Origin of the sequence: Burkholderia sp. Bp9016 (assembly GCF_003857765.1) — a bacterium.
GTDB lineage: Bacteria > Pseudomonadota > Gammaproteobacteria > Burkholderiales > Burkholderiaceae > Burkholderia.
Genome location: NZ_QTPY01000002.1, coordinates 381,195 through 403,040, shown reverse-complemented (window position 1 = coordinate 403,040; position 21,846 = coordinate 381,195). Strand labels below are relative to the sequence as shown.

Here is a 21,846-nt window from a genome sequence, read left to right as displayed (position 1 = left end):
CCTCGTGGAGAAACCAGATGAACAACGCACGCGTGTCCGGTCGGGACACCTCGTACGAATGGAAGATCGTCGCGCTGCTCGCGCTCGGATTCGGGCTCGTCGGCGTCGACCGTTTCATGATCATGCCGCTCTTTCCCGTGATGATGCGGGACCTGAATCTCGACTACCAGGATCTCGGCCATATCACGGCGGCGTTGTCGGTCGCATGGGGCGTATCCGCGCTCGTGACAGGCAACCTGTCCGATCGCTTCGGTCATCGCAAGGTCATCATTCCGGCGATGCTCGCCTTCTCGCTGCTGGCCTGCGCGAGCGGGCTCGCATGGGGCGTCGGCAGCCTGATGGCGATTCGCGCGGTGATGGGGTTCGCCGAAGGGGCGTACACGCCGTCGAGCATCACCGCGACGCTCGAAGCGTCGGATCCGGTTCGGCATGGCCGCAATGTCGGCATCCAGCAGGCGGCGCTGCCGCTGCTCGGGCTCGGCATCGCGCCGATCGTCGTCACGCAGTTGATGCGCATCGTGCCGTGGCACTGGATTTTCGCGATGGTCGCGCTGCCAGGGCTCATCGTCTGCATGCTGACGTGGAAGGTGCTGCGCGACACCAGCGCCGAGCGCGCGGCCGCGCATACGGACGCGGGCGACGCAGGCAGCCATCGGTGGCGCGACGTGCTGCGCTACCGGAACGTGCCGCTCTGTTTCGTCGGGATGTTGTGCTGGCTGACCTGCCTGATCGTGCTGAGCGCGCTGCTGCCGAACTACCTGACCGACTATCTGCATCTCGGTCTGCAGCAAATGGGCTTCGTGCTGTCCGCGACCGGTATCGGCGGCACGCTCGGCGGGATCGCGATGCCCGCGCTGTCCGACCGGATCGGACGCCGTCCCGTGATGGTGCTGTCGGTGATCGGCGCGTTCGTGTCGTTATGGGCGTTCTCGCTCACCGGCGCCGATCCGGTCGCGCTGTTCGCGGGGCTGCTGGCGACGATCTTCTTCGTGTTCGCAATGATCACGCTGACGGTCGGCCCGATCAGCGCGGAAGCCGTGCCCGCGCAGTTGATGACCACCGCGTCCGGGCTCGTGATCGGCGTCGGCGAGATCTTCGGCGGCGGTATCGCACCGTCGGTTGCAGGCTACGTCGCGAAGCATTTCGGCATCCAGTACATCATGCAACTCGGCATGGGAGCGCTGGTGCTCGGCCTGATCGTCGCGCTGTCGCTGAAGGAAACCGCGCCGGCGCGACTCGCACGTACGGTCGCGCTGGCGGAATCGTGAGCGTCGGCCGTTACTGCCGGTATGGCTGATATGGCCGCTGCGGCGGGCCGTAGCGGTCATCCGTGCGTGCGAAGGTCACGATCTCGACGCGGCGATCGGGCTGCAGGCACGCAACGAGACTGTCGTGCGACTGGTTGTCGCTGCAGTGCGTGATCGGATCCTGCTCGCCGAGCCCGCGCGCGTCGATCCGATCGGCGGGGATGCCGTGCTGCACCAGCAGCGCCTTCACCGCGTTCGCGCGACGCTGCGACAATTGCAGGTTGTACGAAGCCGAACCGAGCCGGTCCGTATAGCCGCGCACTTCGATGCGGGCGAAGCGCGATGCACTCAGCTTTGCCGCGATGTCGCGGATGTCCGCGCGACCGCCGGGCAGTATGTCGGCGAGGTCGCCGCGATCGAAGGCGAACAGCGCGTCGGCCGACACACGCATCACCTGCGCGACGGGCGGGGTCGGCGGTGCGACCACCACGCGCCGTTCGACTTCGGTCCAGTGGCCGGGCACCCATACGTAGCGGCCGTATTGCCAGGCCCAGTAGCCGCGTTCCCACGCATAGCCGACGCGCGGCGCCGGCGCGGCTTCATAGACCGGCGCCGGCGGCGCCAGCACCATGACCTGCGCGGAAGCAGGCGCGATGTTGCCGAACCAGGCGGCGGCAAGCACGCCGCAGGCCGCGGCGGCGGTGGCGATGCGTCGGCGGTTGCCGGCGGCGGGGTGGAGAGCGGGCTGTTTCATGATGAGCGTCCGGCGTATCGAAGGTTGAACGGGTCGCATGCCAATGCGGGTACGAGGGGTGATCCAAGGCTAGCGGGTTGGATCATGAAAAGCCTTTGCGGTGTGTAAGCAAACCTCGCAGACGGCAGGGGTGGCAGACGGGTACATTCGCCGCCCTAACCAAGGCGTGCGGTGCGGGTAGCGGCTGTCGATGCGTTCGGCGGGGTAACGATATGTAATGGCTCGCGCATGCCGGGCAGGTGCCGGCGCATCGCGCATCGCTGCGAAATCAATCGTCAGGACGGTTGCGCGTGCATCGAGTCTGACGAAATCGCGGGAGCTAATGCAGCGGTTCAGGTGCGACATGGCTCAACCGAATTCAGGATAAGTGTGCTGGAGTACTGAGCGATCTCCTCGAATCCGATCGATCGTGCGATGCATCACGGCTAGATGCGGGCCGCTGCTGCCCGCGCGGCCGACTCGCCTGGTTGAAATCCGGATATCGTCTGATCTTTTCGCCGGGGGCCGTACCGGGTGCGCCGGCTGGCCGCATGCGGCGAAGCCGCCAGTAGATCGATACGACGTATCGAGAACCGGTATCGGACCGGTGCGAGGTGGGCGGTGCTATCCGGCATCGGGCCGTGACGACGGGCGTTGGCGCGTATGTGCCGCGCGGGACGGCGGCGCGTCACCCAGGAACGCAGGCAAGGTCCGCGCCGGCAGCGTGATCACGAAGCGCGCGCCACCCAGCGACGAGTCCTCGAGCCGCACGTCGCCGCCATGCACAAGCGCGACGCGCCGCACGATCGCGAGGCCGAGACCGAACCCGCCCGTTTGACGGTCGCGGCTCGAATCGAGTCGCTGGAACGGTTCGAACACGCGTGCGCGATCGGCGACCGGAATGCCGGGGCCATCGTCGTCGACGCTCAGGATCAGCGCACCGGACGCATCGCTCGCCGCGGACAGCCGCACCGTGTGCGACGCATAGCGTGCGCCGTTGCGGATCAGGTTCAGCAGCGCGCGTGCGACGAGCTTCGGATCGCATACGTGGGCGGCAGGCGTGCCCGCGGTCGACACGTCGAGCACGAGGCCACGATCGGCGACATCGTTCGCGACGTTGCCGGCGACGCTGTCGATCAGTGCATCGACGACGACTTCCATCGGCGCGAGTTCGCTCGCGCCTTGTTCCAGCCGTCCGATCGTGAGCAGCTCGGTGACGAGATCGTCGAGCTCGCGCACGTCGCGTCGCAGCTCGTCGCGGCGCTCGCGCGTGCGGCCGTCCTCGTCCGTCTCGGCAAGCAGCGCGAGCCCGAATTCGAGGCGCGCGAGCGGCGTCTTCAGCTCGTGCGAGATCCCGTGCATCATCTCGCGCTGTTGCTTGATCGATGCCTCGATGCGCTCGGCCATGTCGTTGAACTGCTGCGACAGCTCGTAGATGTTCGACCGGCCCGACAGCTTCACGCGCGTGGACAGGTGGCCCGCGCCGAACGCGCGTGCGGCCTCCTGCAGCTTGCGCAGATCGCGCCAGTGATATGAAATCCACAGCACGACCGCCAGCAGCGCGGCGAGCGCGAGCAGCAGGTACGCATAGATCTTGATGTCGAGATCGAACGGCTGGATCGGGCGCGCGTGCAGCACGGAGCCGTCCGCGAGCGGCATGTAGTAATCCTTGCCGTCGTAGCTGATCGTGATCCTGCCGCCATCGAGGTCGCGCAGCGGCGTGCCGCTCAGTTGGGCACGCGCGTCGGCCATCGTCATGAAGTCGAATCCTTCCGTGCCGTGCTTCGCGAGTTCGCGCAGCGCGAGCATCCGCTGCGCACCGGGATGGCGTTCCAGATAATCGTTCAGCACGAACGCGTAGGTCGTCAGGGAGTCGCGCTGCGCCTGCGCCGCGCGTTCGTAGAAAATCCGGTCGAACGAGATCTGAATGAACGCTATCGATGCGGCGACGCACAGGATCACGATGAGGTACAGCCTGATCAACGGGCGCAGCATTCATTCGTCCCACGCGGAAGGGCTGAACAGGTAGCCGCGTCCCCAGATCGTCTTGATCTTGTGCGGTTCCGACGATGCATCCTCGAAGCGGCGGCGCAGCTTCGAGATGCCCGAGTCGACCGAGCGGTCGAGCCCGTCGAATTCGATCCCGCGCAGCTGCTTCAGGATGTCGTCGCGGCTCAGCACGGTGCCGGCCGCACGCGCGAGGATCAGCAGCAGGTTGAATTCGGCCGTCTTCAGGTCGATGGGTTCGCCGCGCCACGTGACCGTGCGGTTCGGCGGCGAGATCGTCAGTTCGCCGAACACGAGCGCTTCGGGCGCGGCGGCCGGGGTGTCGGCGACGGGCTGCTGCGCGCGGCGCAGCAGCGCGCGGGCGCGCGCAACCAGCACGCGCGGCTCGATCGGCTTCGTCACGTAGTCGTCGGCGCCGGTTTCGAGGCCCGCGACCTGGTCGTAGACGTCCGCGCGCGCGGTGAGGATCAGTACCGGAACGTTGGTGAACGCGCGAATGCGCCGGCACACTTCCATCCCGTCGAGATTCGGCAGCATCAGGTCGAGTATCACCAGCGCCGGCTGGTGCTCGCGCACGGCGGCGACGGCCAGGTCGCCGCGCCGCACGACCGTCACCGAGAATTCATAGCCGTCGAGGTATTCGCGCACGAGTTGCGCAAGACGGTCGTCGTCCTCGATCAGCAGCACACGGTATTTGAGCGGATTGTCGTTCATGGTCTCTTCGAAACGCACGCGTTGTCCCACACCCGGGTCGCGGCACGCGAATTCTATCCGGCGCTCCGGCACCCGGGGCCGCGACACGACAATCGCGAACAATCCGACACAATTGAGCACAGATTCCCCGCAGATTCCGGACAGTTCGGGCGCACGGCGGCACCTAGACTTCGGGCTCCGTCACTTTCATCTGAATATTGTGCGCCCGCCCCTTCGACGCTACCGCTATTGCATGCCGCTGGCCGGCCTGACCCTTGCCGCCGCCGCCCACGCTGAAAACCAGTATTCGCTCTCGCTCGGCGGCGGAGCCGCGCCGCGCTACCCGGGGAGCAACCAGTATCGCGGCGTCGTTGCACCGGCGTTTTCGGCGAGGTTCGGCAACGGCTTCTTCATCGACACCGCGTCGGGCGCCGGCTACCGGCTGGACCTGCCGCACGGCGTGTTCGTGTCGGCGGCGGTGAATTACGATCCGGGCCGCGCGGACGAGAACCGCTTCGACCTGCCGGGTTCGGACTACCTGAAGGGGATGGGCCGGATTCCGGGTTCGGTGCTCGTCGGCGCGCGGGCGGGCGTGACGCTGTTCAACGCGGCCGAACTGAGCGTGACGGTCGACACGCCCGTGACGCACACGTCGCGCGGGGTGTCGGGGCACGTCGATCTCGCGGTGCCGGTGTTGAAGACCGCGCAGCACCAGATCATCGTGACGGGCAGCGTGCATGCCGGCACCGGACGCTATACGCAGACGTTCTACGGCGTGACCGATGCGCAGTCGATGGCGAGCCGGTTCAGGCCATATTCGACAAGCGGCGGGATCGACAGCGCCACGATGTCGGTTGCGTGGAACCGGGAAGTGTCGCGGCACTGGTCAGTACTCGCGACCGGCGGCGCGACGCGACTGCTCGGCCGCTACGGCGACAGCCCGATCGTCCAGTCGCGCAGCAACTACTACGGCATGGCCGGCGCGACGTACAAGTTCTGAACCGGTTGCCTGGATCGTTGCACCGCGGGCACGGATGCGCGCGGGCCGGTCACGTGCGATGTGTCGGCTTCGCGCCGTCGCTGCGAATCGCGTGCGGTAACATGCAGGCGAGCCCGGTGCGCCGAATCGGCTCGCCCGGGCCGCAGCGCCGCACGCCGCTTTGCCGGCATCCATCGAGAAACGGCCTGCGGTGTGCGGAACCGGTCACGCATGCAAGATCCGGCCGCGCACGCTTGCCGCACAAACGCCACCGGGCCGCGACACGGAGAAGAATCGATGAAGAACACGATCGCGATGATCGTTGCACTCGTTGCGAGCGCAACATTTGCAGGATGTGCGAACATGAACACGACCCATGCCGATACGAACGGCGCAGGCGCAAACGCCGGACAGCCGGGCGCCGCGCATGCGTGCAAGGCGGATGCCGCGCCGGACGACGCGCTGATCGGCAAGACCGAGGCCGATGCGGCCGCGCTGCTCGACGGTTGCCTGTGGCGCGTGCTCGAGCGCGACGGCAAGTCGTTGCCCGGCACGATGGACTATCGACAGGAACGCCGCGATCTGGGCATTCGCGACGGGAAGGTGATCTGGGTGCGGCGCGGGTGACGGATGGCTCGGCCGTCATGGCCGGAATTGTCGGCGGCGCCGGCCGGCACAGCCGTGCGGTAGCGGGGCGACGACATGAACGCGCCGGAACTCTAGCCGACGCAGGCGAATTGAGCGTCATCGCCGAACCGGACCTGGACGGCGCGACGGCGATCGTCCGGTAATCCGCGCCTGCATGACGCATGCCGGTTGCGCACGTTACTTCGAGATATACCAGAGTGCGTCGGTACTGACGCGTGCGGCCGGCGCTTTCGGCGTCGCGGCAGGCGTTGCAACGGGCGGTGGCGCGCTCGACGTCACCGCGGTGGGCCACGTCGCCGGCGTCGATGCCGGCGGGGGATTCGCCGTGCTCGCGGTCGCTGTCGAACCCGACGTCGATGCCGTGTCGATATACCAGAGCGCATCGGACGACGCGGCGCGCTTGGCCGCGGCACTGGCAGCGTGTTTCGACGCGGGCGGCGTGGCAGCCGTGGTCGTCGCCGCGCCCGGCTGCGGCGTTGCCGTACCTGCCTGCATGGCCGCACCGGCCCCGGCCGACCCGGCTCCGCCGCGCTGCGCGCGCGCCTCGAACGGCCCGAGCTGGAAGATTAACGTTTGCGCGGGACGCGTCAAAACGGCATACGGGAATTGCAGCTCCCACGACATCAGTACGCGGCCCGACGACGTTTCGGTGAAGATCGCCGGCACGTGTTTCATGTCGCTGAACTGCACGTAGATCCGCGATCCGTCGTCGAACACCTGGGTCGGCTTGGCCTGGTCGGCGCCCGTGACGGTCCAGCCGAAGTTGTACGTGCCGGCCGGGCCGGCTGGCCCGCCTTGCTGCTGCGGCGGCGGGGCGGCCGGCGCGAGCATGCGCGGCCGCGTGACCGCCGGTGCCGACACGCTCAGGCTCGCGAACGGGTTGTACGGCTGCACCTGTTGCGGCGGCGTAAAGGACGGTGGAAGGATGGGCATGGGAGTATCCGGCGAATCCGGCATGGTCCGGATTGCATCATAGACCTTGCGCGCATACGCGAGGCGCTTGTCGGGAGAAGCAGCGTTGTACGCGCCGATCGCGTTCCAGTTCGCACCGAGCTGGCGAATATTCTGCGACAGGATCCATGCGCCGACATACGCATTGGTGCACGCATCGAACAGGCTCTGCTGCGTGATGCCCTCGCGCGCGAGGGTCGGCAGCCACGTGCTGTTGATCTGCATCAGGCCGATGTCGACGGTGCCGTTCGTGTTGGTGTTGACGGCGTTCGGATTCATCCCCGATTCGACCTGCGCGATGCCGCGCAGCAGGCTCACGCTCACGTGCTGGAACGTGGCCGCGTCGTCGAGGCAGTCGGCGCGCGCGATGCCGTGCAGCGCGCACGACATCGCGATCGTCGCGGCGATCTTCGGCGTGGCGTGGCTGATCGAACGGGCAGTCTGACGCGGCATGGCAGGATGGGGCGGAATCCGGCCGCCCGGTGCAAGGAAATTACGCAGACGCGAAGTGTGCCATAGCGAGCAGACAAATGGCTCGCATCAAACTTTCCTTTGCATTTGACGGCCATCTGGCGCGTGTTTTCAGCGCTGCCGGCATCGGTGCGACCCGGTGCAATCGGTAAAAAGGACGTCTTGTCGGGCGCAAGTTGCTCCACGCGATGGTCGTCACGAAGATGACGCCTCGCGTCAGTTTTGCCGTCAACCCAGCCATGGACGACGCGCATCGACAGCCGAGGGCCTGTCGATACGCGGGCCGCAAGCGACGACGGCGGCCGAAGCCGCCGTGTCGGTCGATCGGGTGCCGGCCGGCCGTGCAGTGCGCAGCCGGCCGCCGTCGATCAGAAGCGGTGACGCAGCCCGAGGTTGACGAGGGTCTGCGAACTCGTGCCCGCATAGCCGTACGACCCGATCGACGCCTGAGCGGCCATCGACCCGCCGTTGCCGTCGCTGGTGCGGCCGCTCGCGTGCTGGTACGCGGCGGTCAGGTACACGTCGGTGCGCTTCGACAGGTTGTAGTCCGCGCCGGCCGACACCTGGTGATAGGTAGCCGACGTGTCGCCGCCCGAGCGCGTGTAGCTGTAGCCGACGCCCACGAGCAGCGCATTCGTCGCCTGGTAGTTCACGAAGCCTTGCCCGGTGTTGTAGTGCTCGTTCGAGTTGAACGCGGCGCTCGCGTCGCGGCGGTATTGCGCGTTGCTGTAGCCGAGACCGAACGTGAACGGGCCGGCGACGTACTGGCCCGCGATCCGCGCGATGCCGATCGAGTGCGCGCTCGCATAGCCGCTGTTGATCGGGCCGTCGAACGTACCGTCCGACGAGCTGCTCCAGCCGTCGCGGATCGTGTTCGATGCGGGGCTGTTGGTCGCGTGGAAGTAGCCGCCCGCGACGCTGAACGGCCCGTTGTTGTACGACACGGCGGCCGAATACGACTGTGCGGCGCCGGTGCTGCCGGCGATTCCGCCGAACGAATACATCGCCGAGAACTGCAGGCCCGAATACACGGCGGACGTGTACTTCACGGCGTTGTCGACGCGGAAGCTGTTGTCGTAGTTGTCGACGTCGCCCGGCGTCGCGAACACGCTGCCGAGATAGTTGTCGGCGGTGATGCCCTGCACGAGGTCGACGAGCGGATCGTACTGGCGGCCGAACGTGAGCGTGCCGTAACGGTCGCTTGTCAGGCCGACGAACGCCTGCCGGCCGAACAGTCGGCCGTTCTGGCCCAGGCGGCCGTTGCTCGGGTCGAAGCCGTTTTCGAGCTGGAACAGCGCCTTCAGCCCGCCGCCGAGATCTTCGGTGCCTTTCACGCCCCAGCGGCTGCCGGCGAGGTTGCCCGCGCTGCTGTTGCCCAGCATCCACGCGCTGTCCTTGCCCTGCGCATGATTCACGTACGTGATCGACGTGTCGACCACGCCGTACAGCGTGACGCTCGTTTGTGCATGCGCGGCGGGCATTGCCGCGAACGACGCGATCGAAAGCATCGAGAGGGTCGTGCGTTTCATTTCATCTCCTTGCGTATTGATTTGCATCGGTAAACCGGAATGGCAGGAGACTACAGAGCCGCACGCGAACGATAAAAACGAAATTCTCCGATGTTATCTAAATCAGACAAATGTATTCTTCGGAAGTGTGCATTGAGGGATTAGTATTATTGATAAATGCGCATTAATCGATTTGGTATTTGAGGTTGCGGGATTGGCGTATTGCCGGATTCGTAATAATTCAGCGCGATTTTCGGCCGAATTTCGGAGGCGGCACATTCGTCGTCGATTGATCAATTGATTATTTAATGAATCGAATCGCGCGATACGGGGCTGGCATGTTATCGCGCGCGTCGCGCGAGACACGCCAGCGTGGGCGAGGGCGTTCGCGACGTACGACACGCGGCTCGGCAAGCGGAAACTGTCGTTCCAGCTGAACGTGAAGAACCTGTTCAACCGCACGTACTACCCGTCGAGCGTGAACCGCTATTTCGTCGCGGTCGGCAATGCGCGGCAGGTGTCGTTGCTGGCCACGCTGCAGTTCTGAGCGGGCGATTCACGCAATCGCCGCGCGTCGCGCATCACGGCGCGTGGCTTCGGAGAAGAACCTGATGAACCGGAACATGAAGACCGGCGCCGTGCGCGTCGTGGCCGCCGGCACGCGGCGTCGCGCGTTGCGCTCGCGCCGTGCGCGGGCCTGTCCCTGTCGGCAAGCGTCCCGGCCTTCGCCGCCGATACCGCCGTTGCAGCGCCGGCCGTCACGCGCGTCGCGATGCTCGTGCAGTTGCGCGGACCGAACCTGACGGTCGACGAACGGATCGGCCAGCATCTCGGCGAGCGCGGTTACGCGGTGCGCCTGATCGACGAGAGCGCGACGCCCGACGCGGCACGCGATGCCGACCTCGTCATGATCTCGTCGACGATATCGTCGACGAACGTGCGGCCCGGCTGGCGCACGCTCGACAAGCCGCTCGTCACGTGGGAGAACGACCTGCTCGACGATCTCGCGATGACGGGCAAGCGCCACGACGTCGATTTCGGCGAAACGGGCAAGGAACGCTATCTGTGGCTCGTCAACGCGCCGCATCCGGTCTCGGCCGGCCTGCCGGCGGGCGCGGCCAACGTGTATGGCAAGCAGGCGCCGATGAGCCGGGGCAAGCCGGGGCTCGGCGCGATCACGATCGCGACCGTGTACGGGCAGCCGGACAAGGCCGCGATCTTCGCGTACGGGGAGGACGCGACGATGGACTATGAAGCGCTCGCGCCGGCGCGCCGCGTGATGTTTTTCCTCGATAACGACACGTTCGCGAACCTGTCGCCGGCCGGCATCGCGTTGTTCGATGCGGCGATCGACTGGGCGGCTGGGCGGCGCTGACGGTGCGCGGCCCGCGCCCGCGCGCACGGCCAGCGAAGACCGGCATTGAATGCGAGAATGCGGCCTTCGACCGGCGCGCCCCGCGCCGTTTCTTCGCGCCGCTTTCCAGGAAATTCGTATGGACAGTCATATCGCTCCGGTGGAGCTGAAGAAAGCCTATCGTCTCCTCAATCACGGCCCGACCGTGCTCGTGTCGGCCCGCCACGACGGCGTCGACAACGTGATGGCCGCCGCGTGGGCATGCGCGCTCGATTTCCTGCCGCCGAAGCTCACCGTCGTGCTCGACAAGTCCGCGAAGACGCGCGAGCTCGTCGAGCGCAGCGGCACGTTCGCGATCCAGGTGCCGACGGCCGCGCAACTGAAGCTCACGCATGCGGTCGGCAGTCACAGCCTTGCCGAGCGGCCCGACAAGCTGCGTGAAGCGGGCGTCACGTTGTTCGACGTCGAAGGCCACGACCTGCCGTTCGTTACCGGCTGCTCGGGCTGGCTCGCGTGCAAGCTGATTCCGGAGCCGCACAACCAGCAGGCCTACGACCTGTTCATCGGCGAAGTGGTGGGGGCGTGGTCGGACACGCGCGTGTTCCGCGACGGCCACTGGTACTTCGAATCGGCCGATCCGGCATTGCGCAGCCTGCACTACATCGCGGGCGGCAACTTCTATGCGATCGGCGAATCGATGCACGTCGATCCGGACCGGACTGATCCGCAGTAGGCGCTGCGGCGGTACCGTTCCGTCATCCGAAGCGCGCGGCTCACGCGCGCTTTTCCAATTCCGCCAGCATGACTTCCGCGAACGCCTGCGCGACGCGCGGCAGCGTGCGCCCGCGCTTTGCGACGAGCGCGATCGGTCGCACGAACGCCGGGTCGTCGATCGGCTTCACGACGAGGTCGGGTTCGGCCCGCACTTCGCGCGCGGTCGCCGGCAGGATCGTCACGCCGAGGCCGCCGCGCACCATCGCGACGGCGGTCATCATGTAGGTCGGCTCGCACGCGATGTCGGGCGTGCAGCCGGCCGTGTCCAGCGCGGCATCGACGACGCTGCGCACGCTCGTGCCCTGCGCGGTCAGCACGAGCGGCACGGCGGCGACGTCGGCGGTGCGCACGCGCCGCTTGCGCGCGAGCGGATGATCCTTCGGGCACACGGCGACGAGCTGGTCGGCGCCCGCATACAGTACGTCGAGCGACGCATCGAACGCATCGCCGCCGGTCAACCCGAGATCGGCTTCCTCGTTGCGCACCAGCGCGGTAACGAGGCTCGCTACACCGTCGCGGATCTCGAAGCCCGCGCGCGGCACGTCGCGCCGGAACGACTGGATCAGCTCCGGCAGCAGGCTCGACGCGAACGTCGGCAGACAGGCGAGCCGCACCGTGCCGCTCGCGCCTTCGCCGAGCGCGCGCGCATCGCGCAGCACGCGCTCCATGTCGTCGAGCGAGCGTTGCAGCAGCGGCAACAGTTCGCGCCCGGTCTGCGTGAGCGCGACGCTGCGGCTGTTGCGGTCGAACAGCCGCGCGCCGACGATTTCCTCGAGCCGCCTGATCTGCACGGTCAGCGCCGGCTGCGACAAATGCAGCCGCGCGGCCGCGCGCGTGAAGTTGCCGGCGTGCGCGACGGTGACGAAGGCGCGGATGTCGCGAAGGTTCAGATCCATAACGATTCGTGATTGCTGCGATCAAATCATTTCAATTGTGCTATCGCTGCGCCGACCTTACGCTCGTCTCCAACAAAAGACAAGGTAGGAGACACCGATGCTGCCGTTACTCGGGCTGGGCACGATCGTCGTGCTGCTGGCCGCGATTCTGTCCAAACGCATGTCGCCGCTCGTCGCGCTGATCGTCGTGCCGATCGCGGCGTCGCTCATCGGCGGGTTCGGGCTGCATACGAGCAAGTTCGTGATCGACGGGCTGAAGAGTCTCGCGCCGGTCGTCGGGATGTTCGTGTTCGCGATCCTTTATTTCGGGACGATCACCGACGCCGGCATGCTGGACCCGATCATCGACCGCATCCTGCGCGCGGTCGGCACGCGGCCCACGCGCATCGTGATGGGGACGACGCTGCTCGCGCTGCTGATTCACCTCGACGGCTCGGGCGCCGTCTGCTTTCTCGTGACGATTCCGGCGGTGCTGCCGCTATACGACCGGCTGAAGCTGGACCGCCGCGTGCTGGCCGCGGCCGTGTCGATGGCCGCGGGGATCAACTTCCTGCCGTGGACGGGGCCGATGATCCGCGCCTCGGCGTCGCTGCACCTGCCGGTGTCGGCGCTGTTCAATCCGCTGATTCCGGTGCAGGCGATCGGGCTCGCGTTCGTGTTCGGCGTCGCGTACTGGCTCGGGCGGCGCGAGGAGAAGCGGCTCGGCCTGTCGCGCAACGACGCGTCGATTCCGCTGCCGAAACGCGAGCTGACGCCCGACGAGCAGGCGCTGCGCCGCCCGCACCTGTTCTGGTTCAACCTGGTGCTGACGCTCGTCGTGCTCGGCACGATGGTCGTGATGGGCGAGAAGATTCCGCCGGCGATCATGTTCATGGTCGGGCTGTGCGTCGCGCTGATGGTGAACTACCCGGACGTCGACATGCAGCGCAAGCGCATCGACGCGCATGCCCGGGCCGCGCTGATGATGGCCGGCATCCTGTTCGCGGCCGGCGTGTTTACCGGGATCATGCAGGGCAGCGGCATGCTGAAGGCGATGGCGCAGGCGGCGGTCGGCTTCGTGCCGCCGTCGATGGCCGGCCACATTCCGGTCGCGCTCGGCCTCGTGTCGATGCCGCTCAGCATGCTGTTCGACCCGGACTCGTTCTACTTCGGCGTGCTGCCGGTGATCGCCGAAGTGGCCGGCCAGCTCGGTGTGCCGGCCGTGCACGTCGGGCAGGCCGCGCTGCTCGGCCAGATGACGACCGGGTTCCCGGTCAGCCCGCTGACGCCCGCGACGTTCCTCGTCGTCGGCCTGTGCGGGATCGAGCTGGCCGAGCACCAGAAGTTCACGTTCCCGCTGCTGTTCGGCGCCTCGATCGTGATGACGATCGCGTGCGTCGTGCTGGGCATCTTTTGATTTTTGCCGGCGCGCGTGCGCCGGACGACGGTACGAACATGACAGCAAAGCCTTCACATCAACCGTGCGTGCGCATCGGCGCGGGCGCCGGCTACTCGGGCGACCGGATCGAGCCCGCGGTCGAACTGGCCGAACACGGTCGGCTCGACTATCTCGTCTTCGAATGCCTGGCCGAGCGCACGATCGCGATCGCGCAGCAGGCGCGCCGCAAGAACCCGGCGCTCGGTTACGACCCGCTGCTCGACGCGCGCATGCGCGCCGTGCTGCCGGTGGCCGCGGCCAGGGGCGTACGCATCGTGTCGAACATGGGCGCGGCCAATCCGCGCGCGGCGGCGCGGCGCGCCGCGCAGATCGCGCAGTCGCTCGGCCTCGCGGGGCTGAAGGTCGCGGCGGTCGAGGGCGACGACGTGCTCGACGTCGTGCTGCGCGGCGCGTTCCGTTTCGAGGAGTCGGGCGAAGAGGTTGCCGCGTATCGCGAGCGCATCGTGTCCGCGAACGCGTATCTCGGCGCGGCGCCGATCGTCGACGCGCTCGCGGCCGGCGCGGACGTCGTGCTGACCGGGCGCGTCGCCGATCCGTCGCTGTTCGTCGCGCCGCTGATCCACGCGTTCGGGTGGCAAATGGACGACTGGGACACGCTCGGACAGGCCACGGTCGTCGGTCATTTGCTCGAATGCGCGGGGCAGGTGACGGGCGGCTATTTCGCGGACCCCGGTTACAAGGACGTGCCGAATCTCGCGCGCCTCGGGTTTCCGATCGGCGAGGTCGAAGCCGACGGCTCGGTCACGATCACGAAGGTGCCGCATGCGGGCGGCCGCGTGAGCGCGGCGACCTGCAAGGAACAGCTGTTGTACGAGATTCACGATCCGGCGCGTTACCTGCAGCCCGACGTGGTCGCGGATTTCACGCGGGTAACCGTCGAGGAGGACGCGACCGACCGCGTGCGCGTGGCGGGCGGGCGCGGCACGGCGCGCACCGACACGCTGAAGGTATCGGTCGCGTACGTCGACGGTCATATCGGCGAAGGGCAGATCTCGTACGGCGGGCCCGGTGCGCTGGCGCGCGCGCGTCTCGCGCTCGAGATCGTGCGTGAACGGCTCGCGCTGACCGGCGTGGCCGCGACCGAATTGCGTTTCGACCTGATCGGCGTCGATTCGCTGTATGGCACGGCGACGCCTGCGGTGCGCGGCGAGCCGGCCGAGGTCCGCATACGGGTGGCCGGCCGCGCGGAGAATGCGGCGGAGGCCGCACGGATCGGCAACGAAGTCGAGACGCTTTATACGAACGGGCCGGCCGGCGGCGGCGGCGCGTTCAAGTCGACGCGCGAAGTGATCGCCGTACAGTCGGTGCTGTTGCCGCGCGCGGCCGTGACGCCGTCGTTTTCATTCGTGGAGGCGTGATGCAACTGCGTGAACTGGCGCATGCGCGCACTGGCGACAAGGGCAATACGCTGAACGTGTCGGTCATCTGCCGCGATCCGCGTGATTACGACCATCTGCGCGCGCATCTCGATGCACAGGCCGTGAAGACTTGGCTCGCGGGCATCGTGCATGGCGATGTCGTGCGCTATGAGTTGCCGGCGCTCGCCGCATTCAATTTCGTGTTGCGCGATGCGCTCGGCGGCGGCGTCACGCGTTCGCTCGCGCTCGATGCGCACGGCAAGTCGGTCAGTTCGGCGCTGCTGGCGATCGACGTGCCGGCTCCGGTATGACGATGCGGCGCGGCCGTGCCTGCATTCACGGAATCAGCAGTTCACGCCGGCCGTCCGCGTGCTCGATGCGCTTGCCGCCGATGTGCAGGCGCTGGTCGGCGCGATAGTCGTAGAGCGCGCGCGACGCGGCGACCTGCTCGAGATCGAGTTCGACCGTGTGGCGCGATTCGCCGTTGCCGGCTTCGAACATCAGGTTCCCGAACGGATCGGCCGCGAGGCTGCCGCCCGCGAACACGACGTCGTGCGTGCCGCCGCCGACGCGGTTCGCGACGACCGCGAACACCTGGTTTTCCATCGCGCGCGCCGAGACCGACGTGCGGTGGACCTGGCGGTACGGCTCCATGTTGCCGTCGGTGACGAGGATCAGCTGCGCGTCGAGTGCCGCGAGCGCGCGGCCGCTTTCCGGGAATTCGCTGTCGTAGCAGATCAGCAGGCCGATCCGCGCACCGCGCCATTCGACGGTCGCGTAGCGGTCGCCGGGCAGTACGACGCCGCGTTCCGACACCCACAGATGCGTCTTGCGATAGTGCAGCGCAATGCCGTCCGGCGTGACGAACACGGTTGTGTTGTAAAAGCGCCCGCCGTCGTTCTCGATCAGCCCGACCACCACCGCGACGTCGCGCGCCCGCGCGGCCGCGATCACCGCGCCAACGCTCGGGCCGTCGAGCGGCTCGGCCACGCGCTCGAGCTCCGATAGATCGAGAAAGCCGGTGAGCTGCGCTTCCGGAAACATCACGATGTCGGTGCCGGGCGCGCAGGCCGCGATCGCTTCCAGCGTGCGTTGCAGGTTGTAGCGCGTGTCGCCGTCGCGGCCGGCGAGCTGGACGATGTCGAGCTTCAGTTTCATGAGTGATTTCGCAGAAAGGACCGGCATCGATGCCGGGATGTCCGAGTATGCGCTGAACGGCCGGTTTTCCCATCCCGCCGACGCGTTAACCCGTCCGGGGTATTGATCTCGTGGCGGTGCCGCCGGTTGCGCAGCATTTGCGAACGCCGCTCCCGGAGCGGGCGGCTGATCGCGGGTGCGAAGACGGACCTGACATGAAGCCGGCGGCCGAGCTGGCGCCGGCGCTGACGCCCGGGCGGCGCGGGCCGTGCGTCATGCGGGGGACTGCGCGTGCAGGAACAACGAGAACAGTTCCGACTGCGAATTGATGTCCAGCTTCGCATAGATGTTGCGCCGGTGCACCTTGACCGTTTCCGCCGAGATCGCCAGCTTGTTGGCGACTTCCTTGTTCGAGCGGCCGCTCAGGATCAGCCGGATCACGTCGAGTTCGCGCGCGGTGAGCGGCGTGCCGAGCCGCGCCATCGCGTGCTCGAAGCCGCCGCGCACGGCGCTGCCGGCCCGGCGCGGCGCAGCGGGCTCGGCGGGTTCCGGTTCGAATGCGAGCCGTTGACGCATCAGGCCGGCGACCCACGGGCGGATCAGGTCGAGCAGTGCGACCTGCTCGGGACTGAAGCGCCGCTTGCTGCCCAGCGACAGGCACAGCGTGCGCGTGCCGTCGAGCACGACGTTGAACTGCACCTCGTCTTCGACGATGTTGTGCGTGAAATACAGCGTGTAGTACTCGGTATCGCGAAAGCATTCGGGCGCGACGTCGGACAGCCGGAACAGGCCGCTTTTCGGGGCATCGCGGTTCGCGATATAGAACGGATCGAGCTGGTACAGCCCCTGCACGTAGCCGCGAAAGAGCGGGTCGGGGCCCCCGCCTTCGTACGGACATTCGGCGAACACCTGCGGGCGGTCGTCGCCGAACATCAACGCGACCCAGCTGTCGATCGCGACGTATTCCTCGATCAGCCGGATCAGCGCGAGCCAGAAACCGGGCTGGTCGAGCGACTCGACGAGCCGACCGACCGGTGCCAGGCGACGTCCTGCAAGCTCAGGTTCATGCGTGTGTCCATGTCGGGCCGGACCGGCGCGCCGCGCGCTTGCGATGCCGCACCGAGCGTGTACGCTACGGGCTCGCGTGCGGCACGGGCCGCGCGCATCGACCGGATCCTGGAATGAAGAACGAGATCGTAACGCCGGCCGGCGCGAATGGCGAGGCCGTGCGCGGCCGCCGGTTCGCGGCGCTTGCCGTGTGCGTCGCGCTGGCGGGTGCCGGAGCGGCCGCCATGCATGCGGCTCACGCGGCATCGTCCGGGGCGTGCGACGAACGGCTCACGCAGCTGGTCGTGCCGGCGCTGCGGCACACCGCGTTCGACCGGCGCGCGATCCATGCCGAACCCGCGGCCCTGACCGGTCAACCGGAAGGCGTGGAGGGCGTCCGGCTGTTCGTGACGCCCGACCGTCGGGGCACGCCAAACCGCGACGCGACGATCGGCTGGGTCACGCTCGACACGCATGCGCTGCGCGCGCTCGACATCACGCGCGATCCCGAGCGGCCGGACGTGCTGAAGATCGACCGGCACGCGCTGTCGCGCTATGTGGCGGCATGCATCGCGCCGCCGGCCGCACCCGCCAACACCGCCGCGGCCACGCCCGGCGCCGTCGATTGCGACGCACTGAACCGCCGCGCGCAGGCACGAGGCGACTACGTGACGGGCGGCGACGCCGGGCGCGTCGTGACGGGCAAGGGCCGGTTGCCGCTCTTCTCCGCGCCGGACGACGCGTGCCGGATCGACGGCCTGTTCATCGTCGAGTACGATCACGTCGACGCGCGGACCGAATACGGCCGGTTCACGTCGGTCACGTATCTGAACCCGCGCACGCACGGCACGGCCGACGGCTGGGTGCGGAGCGCGCGGCTGAAACCCGACGGCACCGGCATCGCGCCGCGGCAACCCTGATCGCACTCCCGCATGACCTTTTCCCTCGAATCGAACGCCTTCATGAACGTCCCGAACCCGAAAACCCGCGTCACGCCATTCGCGGCCACGCTCGCCGTGCTGTCCGCGCTCGCGGTGTTCACTGCGCTCGCGGCGGTGTCGCCTGTCCATGCGGCCGAGCCGGTCCATCCCGAGCGTCAGCTGCAAAAGTTCATCCGCGACACGTACGGCACGTGGCGCGCCGACCGCAAGGGCTGGCAGTCGGATGCGGGCGACTTCATCTACGCGTCGTGCGGCTCGCTGCGCGTCGCGACGGCCGACGGCCCGCGCACGCTGCTCGCGATGTGCGGCGAGACCGAGGCGGCCGTCCAGAACGGGATGCCGGGCATGGATTCGGAAGGCACGACGGGCACGATCGACCTGTACGTGCTGAAACCGACCCAGGACGGCGCCACGCTCGAGCCCGTCGTGAGGAAGACGGACATCGCGTCGGGCAAGGGCGGCGAGCCCGGCACCGTGCGCATCGAGCGGCTCGGCCCGCACCTGTTCGGCTTCGTGATCGGCGAGGGCATCACGCTGCAGGGCTATACGCAGGCGAGCCGGTCGATCTGGCTGCCGCTCGGCAATGCGATCGTCGAAGCCGCGCCGCGCATCAACGAAACGATGGACAACAGCGGGTCGCTCGATTGCGGCAACGCGAAGTCGCATTGCGAGAGCCGCACGTTCGCGATCGTGCCGGACACGGCGGGCACGGGCGACGTCTATCCGCTGACGGTCACGGAGACGGGCGAGCGCGGCGGCAAGGACATCCATGCGCGCTACACGGTGAAGTTCGACGCGACGCGCGGGCGTTACGTGGTGCCGAGGGCGCTGCGGGAAGGGTACTGAGCGGGGGCGCAGGCCGATCGGCGCGGCGTGGGGACGGGCGGCATGGCCCGGGCGCGCGACGTGAGTGCGGAGCCGGCCGCACCGCCGCGTGGATGCCGTCGCCGGCCGGTTTCCCTCGATGCGTCCTTGCCGCGCATCATACGTACAGATAGCGCACGAGGTGGAAGAACACCGGCGCGGCGAAGCAGATCGAGTCGACGCGATCGAGCATTCCGCCGTGGCCCGCGATCATCGAACCCCAGTCCTTCGTGCCGAGCGAGCGCTTCACGGCCGACAGCACGAGCCCGCCGACGAAGCCCGCGATCACGATCGCGAGCGAGATCCCGAACGCCGCGCCGAAGCTGAACGGCGTCACGCGATACAGCGACGCGCCGCACAGCGTCGCGAGCAGGCCGCCGCCGATGAAGCCCTCGACCGTCTTCGACGGCGACAGGCGCGGCGCGATCTTGCGCCGTCCGAACAGCTTGCCGACCACGTATTGCAGCACGTCGCTGATCTGCACGACGAACAGGAAGAAGAACAGCAGCAGGGCGTTCTGTCCGGCGTAGTGCGGAATGTCGAGGATCAGCACGGCCGGCGCGTGGCTCAGCCCGTACACGCACACCATCAACGCCCAGTTGATCTTCGCGTTGCGGCTCAGGAATTCGCGCGTGTCCTGCGTGAGCGCCGACACCAGCGACATCGCGAAGAACAGGTGCACTGGCACGAAGATCGAGTACATCCCGTACCAGTTGATACCGAGCAGCAGATACTGCACCGGAATCGCGACGAAGAATGCGATGAAGAGCGTCGTGTGGTCGCTCGCGGTGGTCGGCGTGAGCGTGATGAACTCGCGCAGCGTCAGGTACGACAGCAGCGCGAACACCAGATACGTGACGTTGTTGCCGAGGCCGATCGCGATGACCATGATCGCGATCATGGCCCACCACGCGCGGATGCGCTGGTTCAGGTTGACGATCGTCGCGCTGGTGCCGCCGCTGCGTGCGCCGAGGATCGCGCCGATCAGGGTCGCGATCACCAGCACGCCGGTGACGCCCGCGACCAGTTCCCAGAAGAGAGTTCGCATGGGGATATCCGGAAAAGGGAGAGGGACGCGCGTTCAGCCGGCCGGCCGCTGCGGCGGCGCGAGCGCGACGATCGCGTCGCGCATGCGGGCGAGGAAGGTCGGCTTGTCTTCGTCGGCACCGAGCGCGTCGTCCGCGCCGAAGTGCACCTTGCAGATCAGCGGCACGGGCCAGATCGCGCCCTTCGGCATGATGCGCTGCAGGTTCTCGAGATAGACGGGTGTCAGCGCGACGTTCGGAAACTCGGTTGCGAGATGGAACAGTCCGCTCTTGAACGGCTGCGGCAACATGTCGGCGCCGCGCGTGCCTTCCGGAAAGATGATGATCGAGTGCCCTTGCCGCAGCGCATCGCGCACCGGCTCCAGCGGATGGCCGCCCCGCGGGTCGCCGCCGTTTTCGCGGTGACGGTCGATCAGCACGACGTTCAGCAGCTTTTGCGCGATATGGCGCTTCAGGTCGCTGCTGTCCCAGTAGTCGCGCGCTGCGACGGGCCGCACGACCGCGCGCACGTCGCGCGGCAGCGCGGCGAGGATCGCGAGCGTGTCGATGTGGCTCGTATGGTTCGAGAAGTAGATCTTCTGCGTCGACGACGGCGGCGCCTGGTGCCAGACCGGATACGCGCCGGCGACGAGTCGCACGATGGACAGCAGGAAATCGCGCTGCCAGACGTTCAGGATGTTCATCGGCGCGGCGCCTCCTGCGTGCATGCCCGCGCGGCCGCGCAGGCGCGGCAGGCGGAATCCCGGAATGCCGGCGCGGCTGGATGCGCGCCGGACGGCCATTGTTCAAGTTTTTTCAAATTCGTGGCTGCCTGTCGCAGGGCCGCAGGGCCGCGATAATCGGACGATTCGCGCGACGTTGCTTCGCGGCGAATGCGCCGGTCGACGGCGTGAAAATCGGCTGTTGCACGAGCGCCCGTGTGCAGTTCGAACGGATGACTGCGCTCACGGCGCCAGCGGATTATCGCGAGTTTCCGCCGAAAACGCCAGATTGCCCGGCGCGGCACGGCCGGCGTGCGGCTTGACGCTTCGGGGCCGCTCGGCGACGATACGACCACCTGTCGACAGCCGCCGCCGGCGGTTGCGCTGCCCTGGGCAGGGCGGTTGCAAACGTGTCCGGACGTGCAGAACCAATAAAACGATGAGCCTCTACGCACTCAAACCGAAATTCCAGAATCGTCTTCGTCCGTTCGCGGATTCGCTCGCCGAGCGCGGCATCACAGCCAATCAGGTCACGCTGTTCGCAGCCGGCGGCTCGATCGTCGTCGGCGCGCTGGCCGGGCTCGGCGTGTTCGCGCGCGTGCTGTTCCTGCTGATTCCGATCTGGCTGTTCGCACGGATGGCGCTGAACGCGATCGACGGCATGCTCGCGCGCGAGCACGGACAGAAGAGCACGCTGGGCGCGTACCTGAACGAGCTCGGCGACGTCGTGTCCGATATCGCGCTCGTGCTGCCGTTCCTCGCGATTCCCGCGTTCGCTCCGGCAGACGTCTGGCTGTTCGCGCTGACGGCGGTCATCGTCGAATGCGCGGGCCTGATCGGGCCGCTCGTCGGTGCGACGCGCCGCTACGACGGCCCGTTCGGCAAGAGCGACCGCGCGTTCGCGCTCGGCGCATTCGCGCTGTGGATCGGTTTCGGTTTGCCGGTCGGCAGCGTCGCCGCGTGGCTGTGGCGGCTGCTGATCGTGCTGTCGATCGTGACGGCGGTGCGGCGCGTGCAGGCCGGCATCGCCGAAGCGGGCGGTTGACGGCGGCA

General features: G+C 67.6%; 22 protein-coding genes. 11 read left to right on the top strand and 11 right to left on the bottom strand.

Annotated features, from left to right (window positions below; translation table 11 throughout):
* Positions 1 to 17 precede the first annotated feature (17 nt).
* A complete protein-coding gene (locus tag DIE13_RS04290) occupies positions 18 to 1,268 on the top strand; it encodes an MFS transporter (protein WP_124825969.1) in 1,251 nt (416 codons plus the stop codon).
* A gap of 10 nt (positions 1,269 to 1,278) precedes the next feature.
* Here DIE13_RS04290 and DIE13_RS04285 read toward each other — a convergent pair whose 3' ends face one another.
* From DIE13_RS04285 to DIE13_RS04275, 3 genes are all read right to left on the bottom strand, one after another.
* Positions 1,279 to 2,001 carry an OmpA family protein gene (locus tag DIE13_RS04285; RefSeq protein WP_175751191.1) on the bottom strand — a complete coding sequence of 241 codons (723 nt, stop codon included), beginning with the start codon at positions 1,999 to 2,001 and terminating at the stop codon, positions 1,279 to 1,281.
* A 603-nt stretch (positions 2,002 to 2,604) separates the two neighbouring features.
* A complete protein-coding gene (locus tag DIE13_RS04280; protein ID WP_124825967.1) occupies positions 2,605 to 3,975 on the bottom strand; it encodes an ATP-binding protein in 1,371 nt (456 codons plus the stop codon).
* Positions 3,976 to 4,701, bottom strand: a complete 726-nt coding sequence (locus DIE13_RS04275; protein ID WP_124825966.1) for a response regulator — start codon at positions 4,699 to 4,701, stop codon at positions 3,976 to 3,978.
* A gap of 232 nt (positions 4,702 to 4,933) precedes the next feature.
* On the opposite strand from DIE13_RS04275, the gene DIE13_RS04270 reads away from it, so the two are divergent.
* Together DIE13_RS04270 and DIE13_RS04265 are read left to right on the top strand one after the other, a co-directional pair.
* Complete coding sequence (locus DIE13_RS04270; protein ID WP_124825965.1) at positions 4,934 to 5,680, top strand: MipA/OmpV family protein; 747 nt, start codon at positions 4,934 to 4,936, stop codon at positions 5,678 to 5,680.
* 276 nt (positions 5,681 to 5,956) lie between these two features.
* On the top strand, positions 5,957 to 6,286 hold the full coding sequence (locus DIE13_RS04265) for a hypothetical protein (protein WP_124825964.1): 330 nt from the start codon (positions 5,957 to 5,959) through the stop codon (positions 6,284 to 6,286).
* Positions 6,287 to 6,484: 198 nt separating this feature from the next.
* On the opposite strand, the gene DIE13_RS04260 is transcribed toward DIE13_RS04265, so the two are convergent.
* Entirely contained in the window at positions 6,485 to 7,711 is a 1,227-nt protein-coding gene (locus tag DIE13_RS04260; RefSeq protein ID WP_124825963.1) for a transglycosylase SLT domain-containing protein, read from the bottom strand.
* Positions 7,712 to 8,097: 386 nt separating this feature from the next.
* Positions 8,098 to 9,258 (bottom strand): porin, encoded by a 1,161-nt coding sequence (locus tag DIE13_RS04255; RefSeq protein ID WP_124825962.1) that lies wholly within the window; start codon positions 9,256 to 9,258, stop codon positions 8,098 to 8,100.
* A gap of 559 nt (positions 9,259 to 9,817) precedes the next feature.
* On the opposite strand from DIE13_RS04255, the gene DIE13_RS04245 reads away from it, so the two are divergent.
* Positions 9,818 to 10,612: a hypothetical protein gene (locus tag DIE13_RS04245; protein ID WP_390679185.1), complete on the top strand. Its 795-nt coding sequence runs from the start codon at positions 9,818 to 9,820 to the stop codon at positions 10,610 to 10,612.
* A 118-nt stretch (positions 10,613 to 10,730) separates the two neighbouring features.
* Complete coding sequence (locus DIE13_RS04240; protein WP_124825961.1) at positions 10,731 to 11,324, top strand: flavin reductase family protein; 594 nt, start codon at positions 10,731 to 10,733, stop codon at positions 11,322 to 11,324.
* A gap of 40 nt (positions 11,325 to 11,364) precedes the next feature.
* Here DIE13_RS04240 and DIE13_RS04235 read toward each other — a convergent pair whose 3' ends face one another.
* Positions 11,365 to 12,261, bottom strand: coding sequence for a LysR family transcriptional regulator (locus DIE13_RS04235; RefSeq protein ID WP_124825960.1), 897 nt, complete (start codon positions 12,259 to 12,261; stop codon positions 11,365 to 11,367).
* A gap of 97 nt (positions 12,262 to 12,358) precedes the next feature.
* On the opposite strand from DIE13_RS04235, the gene DIE13_RS04230 reads away from it, so the two are divergent.
* The 3 genes from DIE13_RS04230 to DIE13_RS04220 are packed head-to-tail and all read left to right on the top strand — an operon-like array spanning position 12,359 to position 15,368.
* On the top strand, positions 12,359 to 13,657 hold the full coding sequence (locus tag DIE13_RS04230; protein ID WP_124825959.1) for a CitMHS family transporter: 1,299 nt from the start codon (positions 12,359 to 12,361) through the stop codon (positions 13,655 to 13,657).
* Between the two features lie 38 nt (positions 13,658 to 13,695).
* Positions 13,696 to 15,057, top strand: a complete 1,362-nt coding sequence (locus DIE13_RS04225) for an acyclic terpene utilization AtuA family protein (protein WP_124825958.1) — start codon at positions 13,696 to 13,698, stop codon at positions 15,055 to 15,057.
* Positions 15,057 to 15,368: a hypothetical protein gene (locus tag DIE13_RS04220; protein WP_124825957.1), complete on the top strand. Its 312-nt coding sequence runs from the start codon at positions 15,057 to 15,059 to the stop codon at positions 15,366 to 15,368. The genes DIE13_RS04225 and DIE13_RS04220 overlap by 1 nt, the downstream gene beginning before the upstream one ends.
* 25 nt (positions 15,369 to 15,393) lie before the next feature.
* Here DIE13_RS04220 and DIE13_RS04215 read toward each other — a convergent pair whose 3' ends face one another.
* From DIE13_RS04215 to DIE13_RS33260, 3 genes are all read right to left on the bottom strand, one after another.
* Positions 15,394 to 16,215 carry a carbon-nitrogen hydrolase family protein gene (locus DIE13_RS04215; RefSeq protein ID WP_124825956.1) on the bottom strand — a complete coding sequence of 274 codons (822 nt, stop codon included), beginning with the start codon at positions 16,213 to 16,215 and terminating at the stop codon, positions 15,394 to 15,396.
* Positions 16,216 to 16,467: 252 nt separating this feature from the next.
* The gene (locus tag DIE13_RS04210) at positions 16,468 to 17,127 is read right to left on the bottom strand and encodes a helix-turn-helix domain-containing protein (RefSeq protein ID WP_260435038.1); all 660 of its coding nucleotides are present in this window, start codon (positions 17,125 to 17,127) and stop codon (positions 16,468 to 16,470) included.
* A 47-nt stretch (positions 17,128 to 17,174) separates the two neighbouring features.
* Complete coding sequence (locus tag DIE13_RS33260; RefSeq protein ID WP_260435037.1) at positions 17,175 to 17,360, bottom strand: hypothetical protein; 186 nt, start codon at positions 17,358 to 17,360, stop codon at positions 17,175 to 17,177.
* Positions 17,361 to 17,375: 15 nt separating this feature from the next.
* Between DIE13_RS33260 and DIE13_RS04205 the strand changes: the two genes are divergently transcribed.
* Positions 17,376 to 18,161: a hypothetical protein gene (locus DIE13_RS04205; protein WP_234745540.1), complete on the top strand. Its 786-nt coding sequence runs from the start codon at positions 17,376 to 17,378 to the stop codon at positions 18,159 to 18,161.
* A 42-nt stretch (positions 18,162 to 18,203) separates the two neighbouring features.
* On the top strand, positions 18,204 to 19,028 hold the full coding sequence (locus DIE13_RS04200) for a topoisomerase IV (protein ID WP_124825989.1): 825 nt from the start codon (positions 18,204 to 18,206) through the stop codon (positions 19,026 to 19,028).
* A gap of 136 nt (positions 19,029 to 19,164) precedes the next feature.
* Here the strand turns inward: DIE13_RS04200 and DIE13_RS04195 are convergent, their stop codons facing one another.
* Positions 19,165 to 20,094 carry a phosphatidate cytidylyltransferase gene (locus tag DIE13_RS04195; protein WP_098549107.1) on the bottom strand — a complete coding sequence of 310 codons (930 nt, stop codon included), beginning with the start codon at positions 20,092 to 20,094 and terminating at the stop codon, positions 19,165 to 19,167.
* Between the two features lie 33 nt (positions 20,095 to 20,127).
* Positions 20,128 to 20,775: a 1-acyl-sn-glycerol-3-phosphate acyltransferase gene (locus tag DIE13_RS04190; RefSeq protein ID WP_124825955.1), complete on the bottom strand. Its 648-nt coding sequence runs from the start codon at positions 20,773 to 20,775 to the stop codon at positions 20,128 to 20,130.
* A gap of 457 nt (positions 20,776 to 21,232) precedes the next feature.
* On the opposite strand from DIE13_RS04190, the gene DIE13_RS04180 reads away from it, so the two are divergent.
* Entirely contained in the window at positions 21,233 to 21,838 is a 606-nt protein-coding gene (locus tag DIE13_RS04180; RefSeq protein ID WP_124825954.1) for a CDP-alcohol phosphatidyltransferase family protein, read from the top strand.
* Positions 21,839 to 21,846 lie beyond the last annotated feature (8 nt).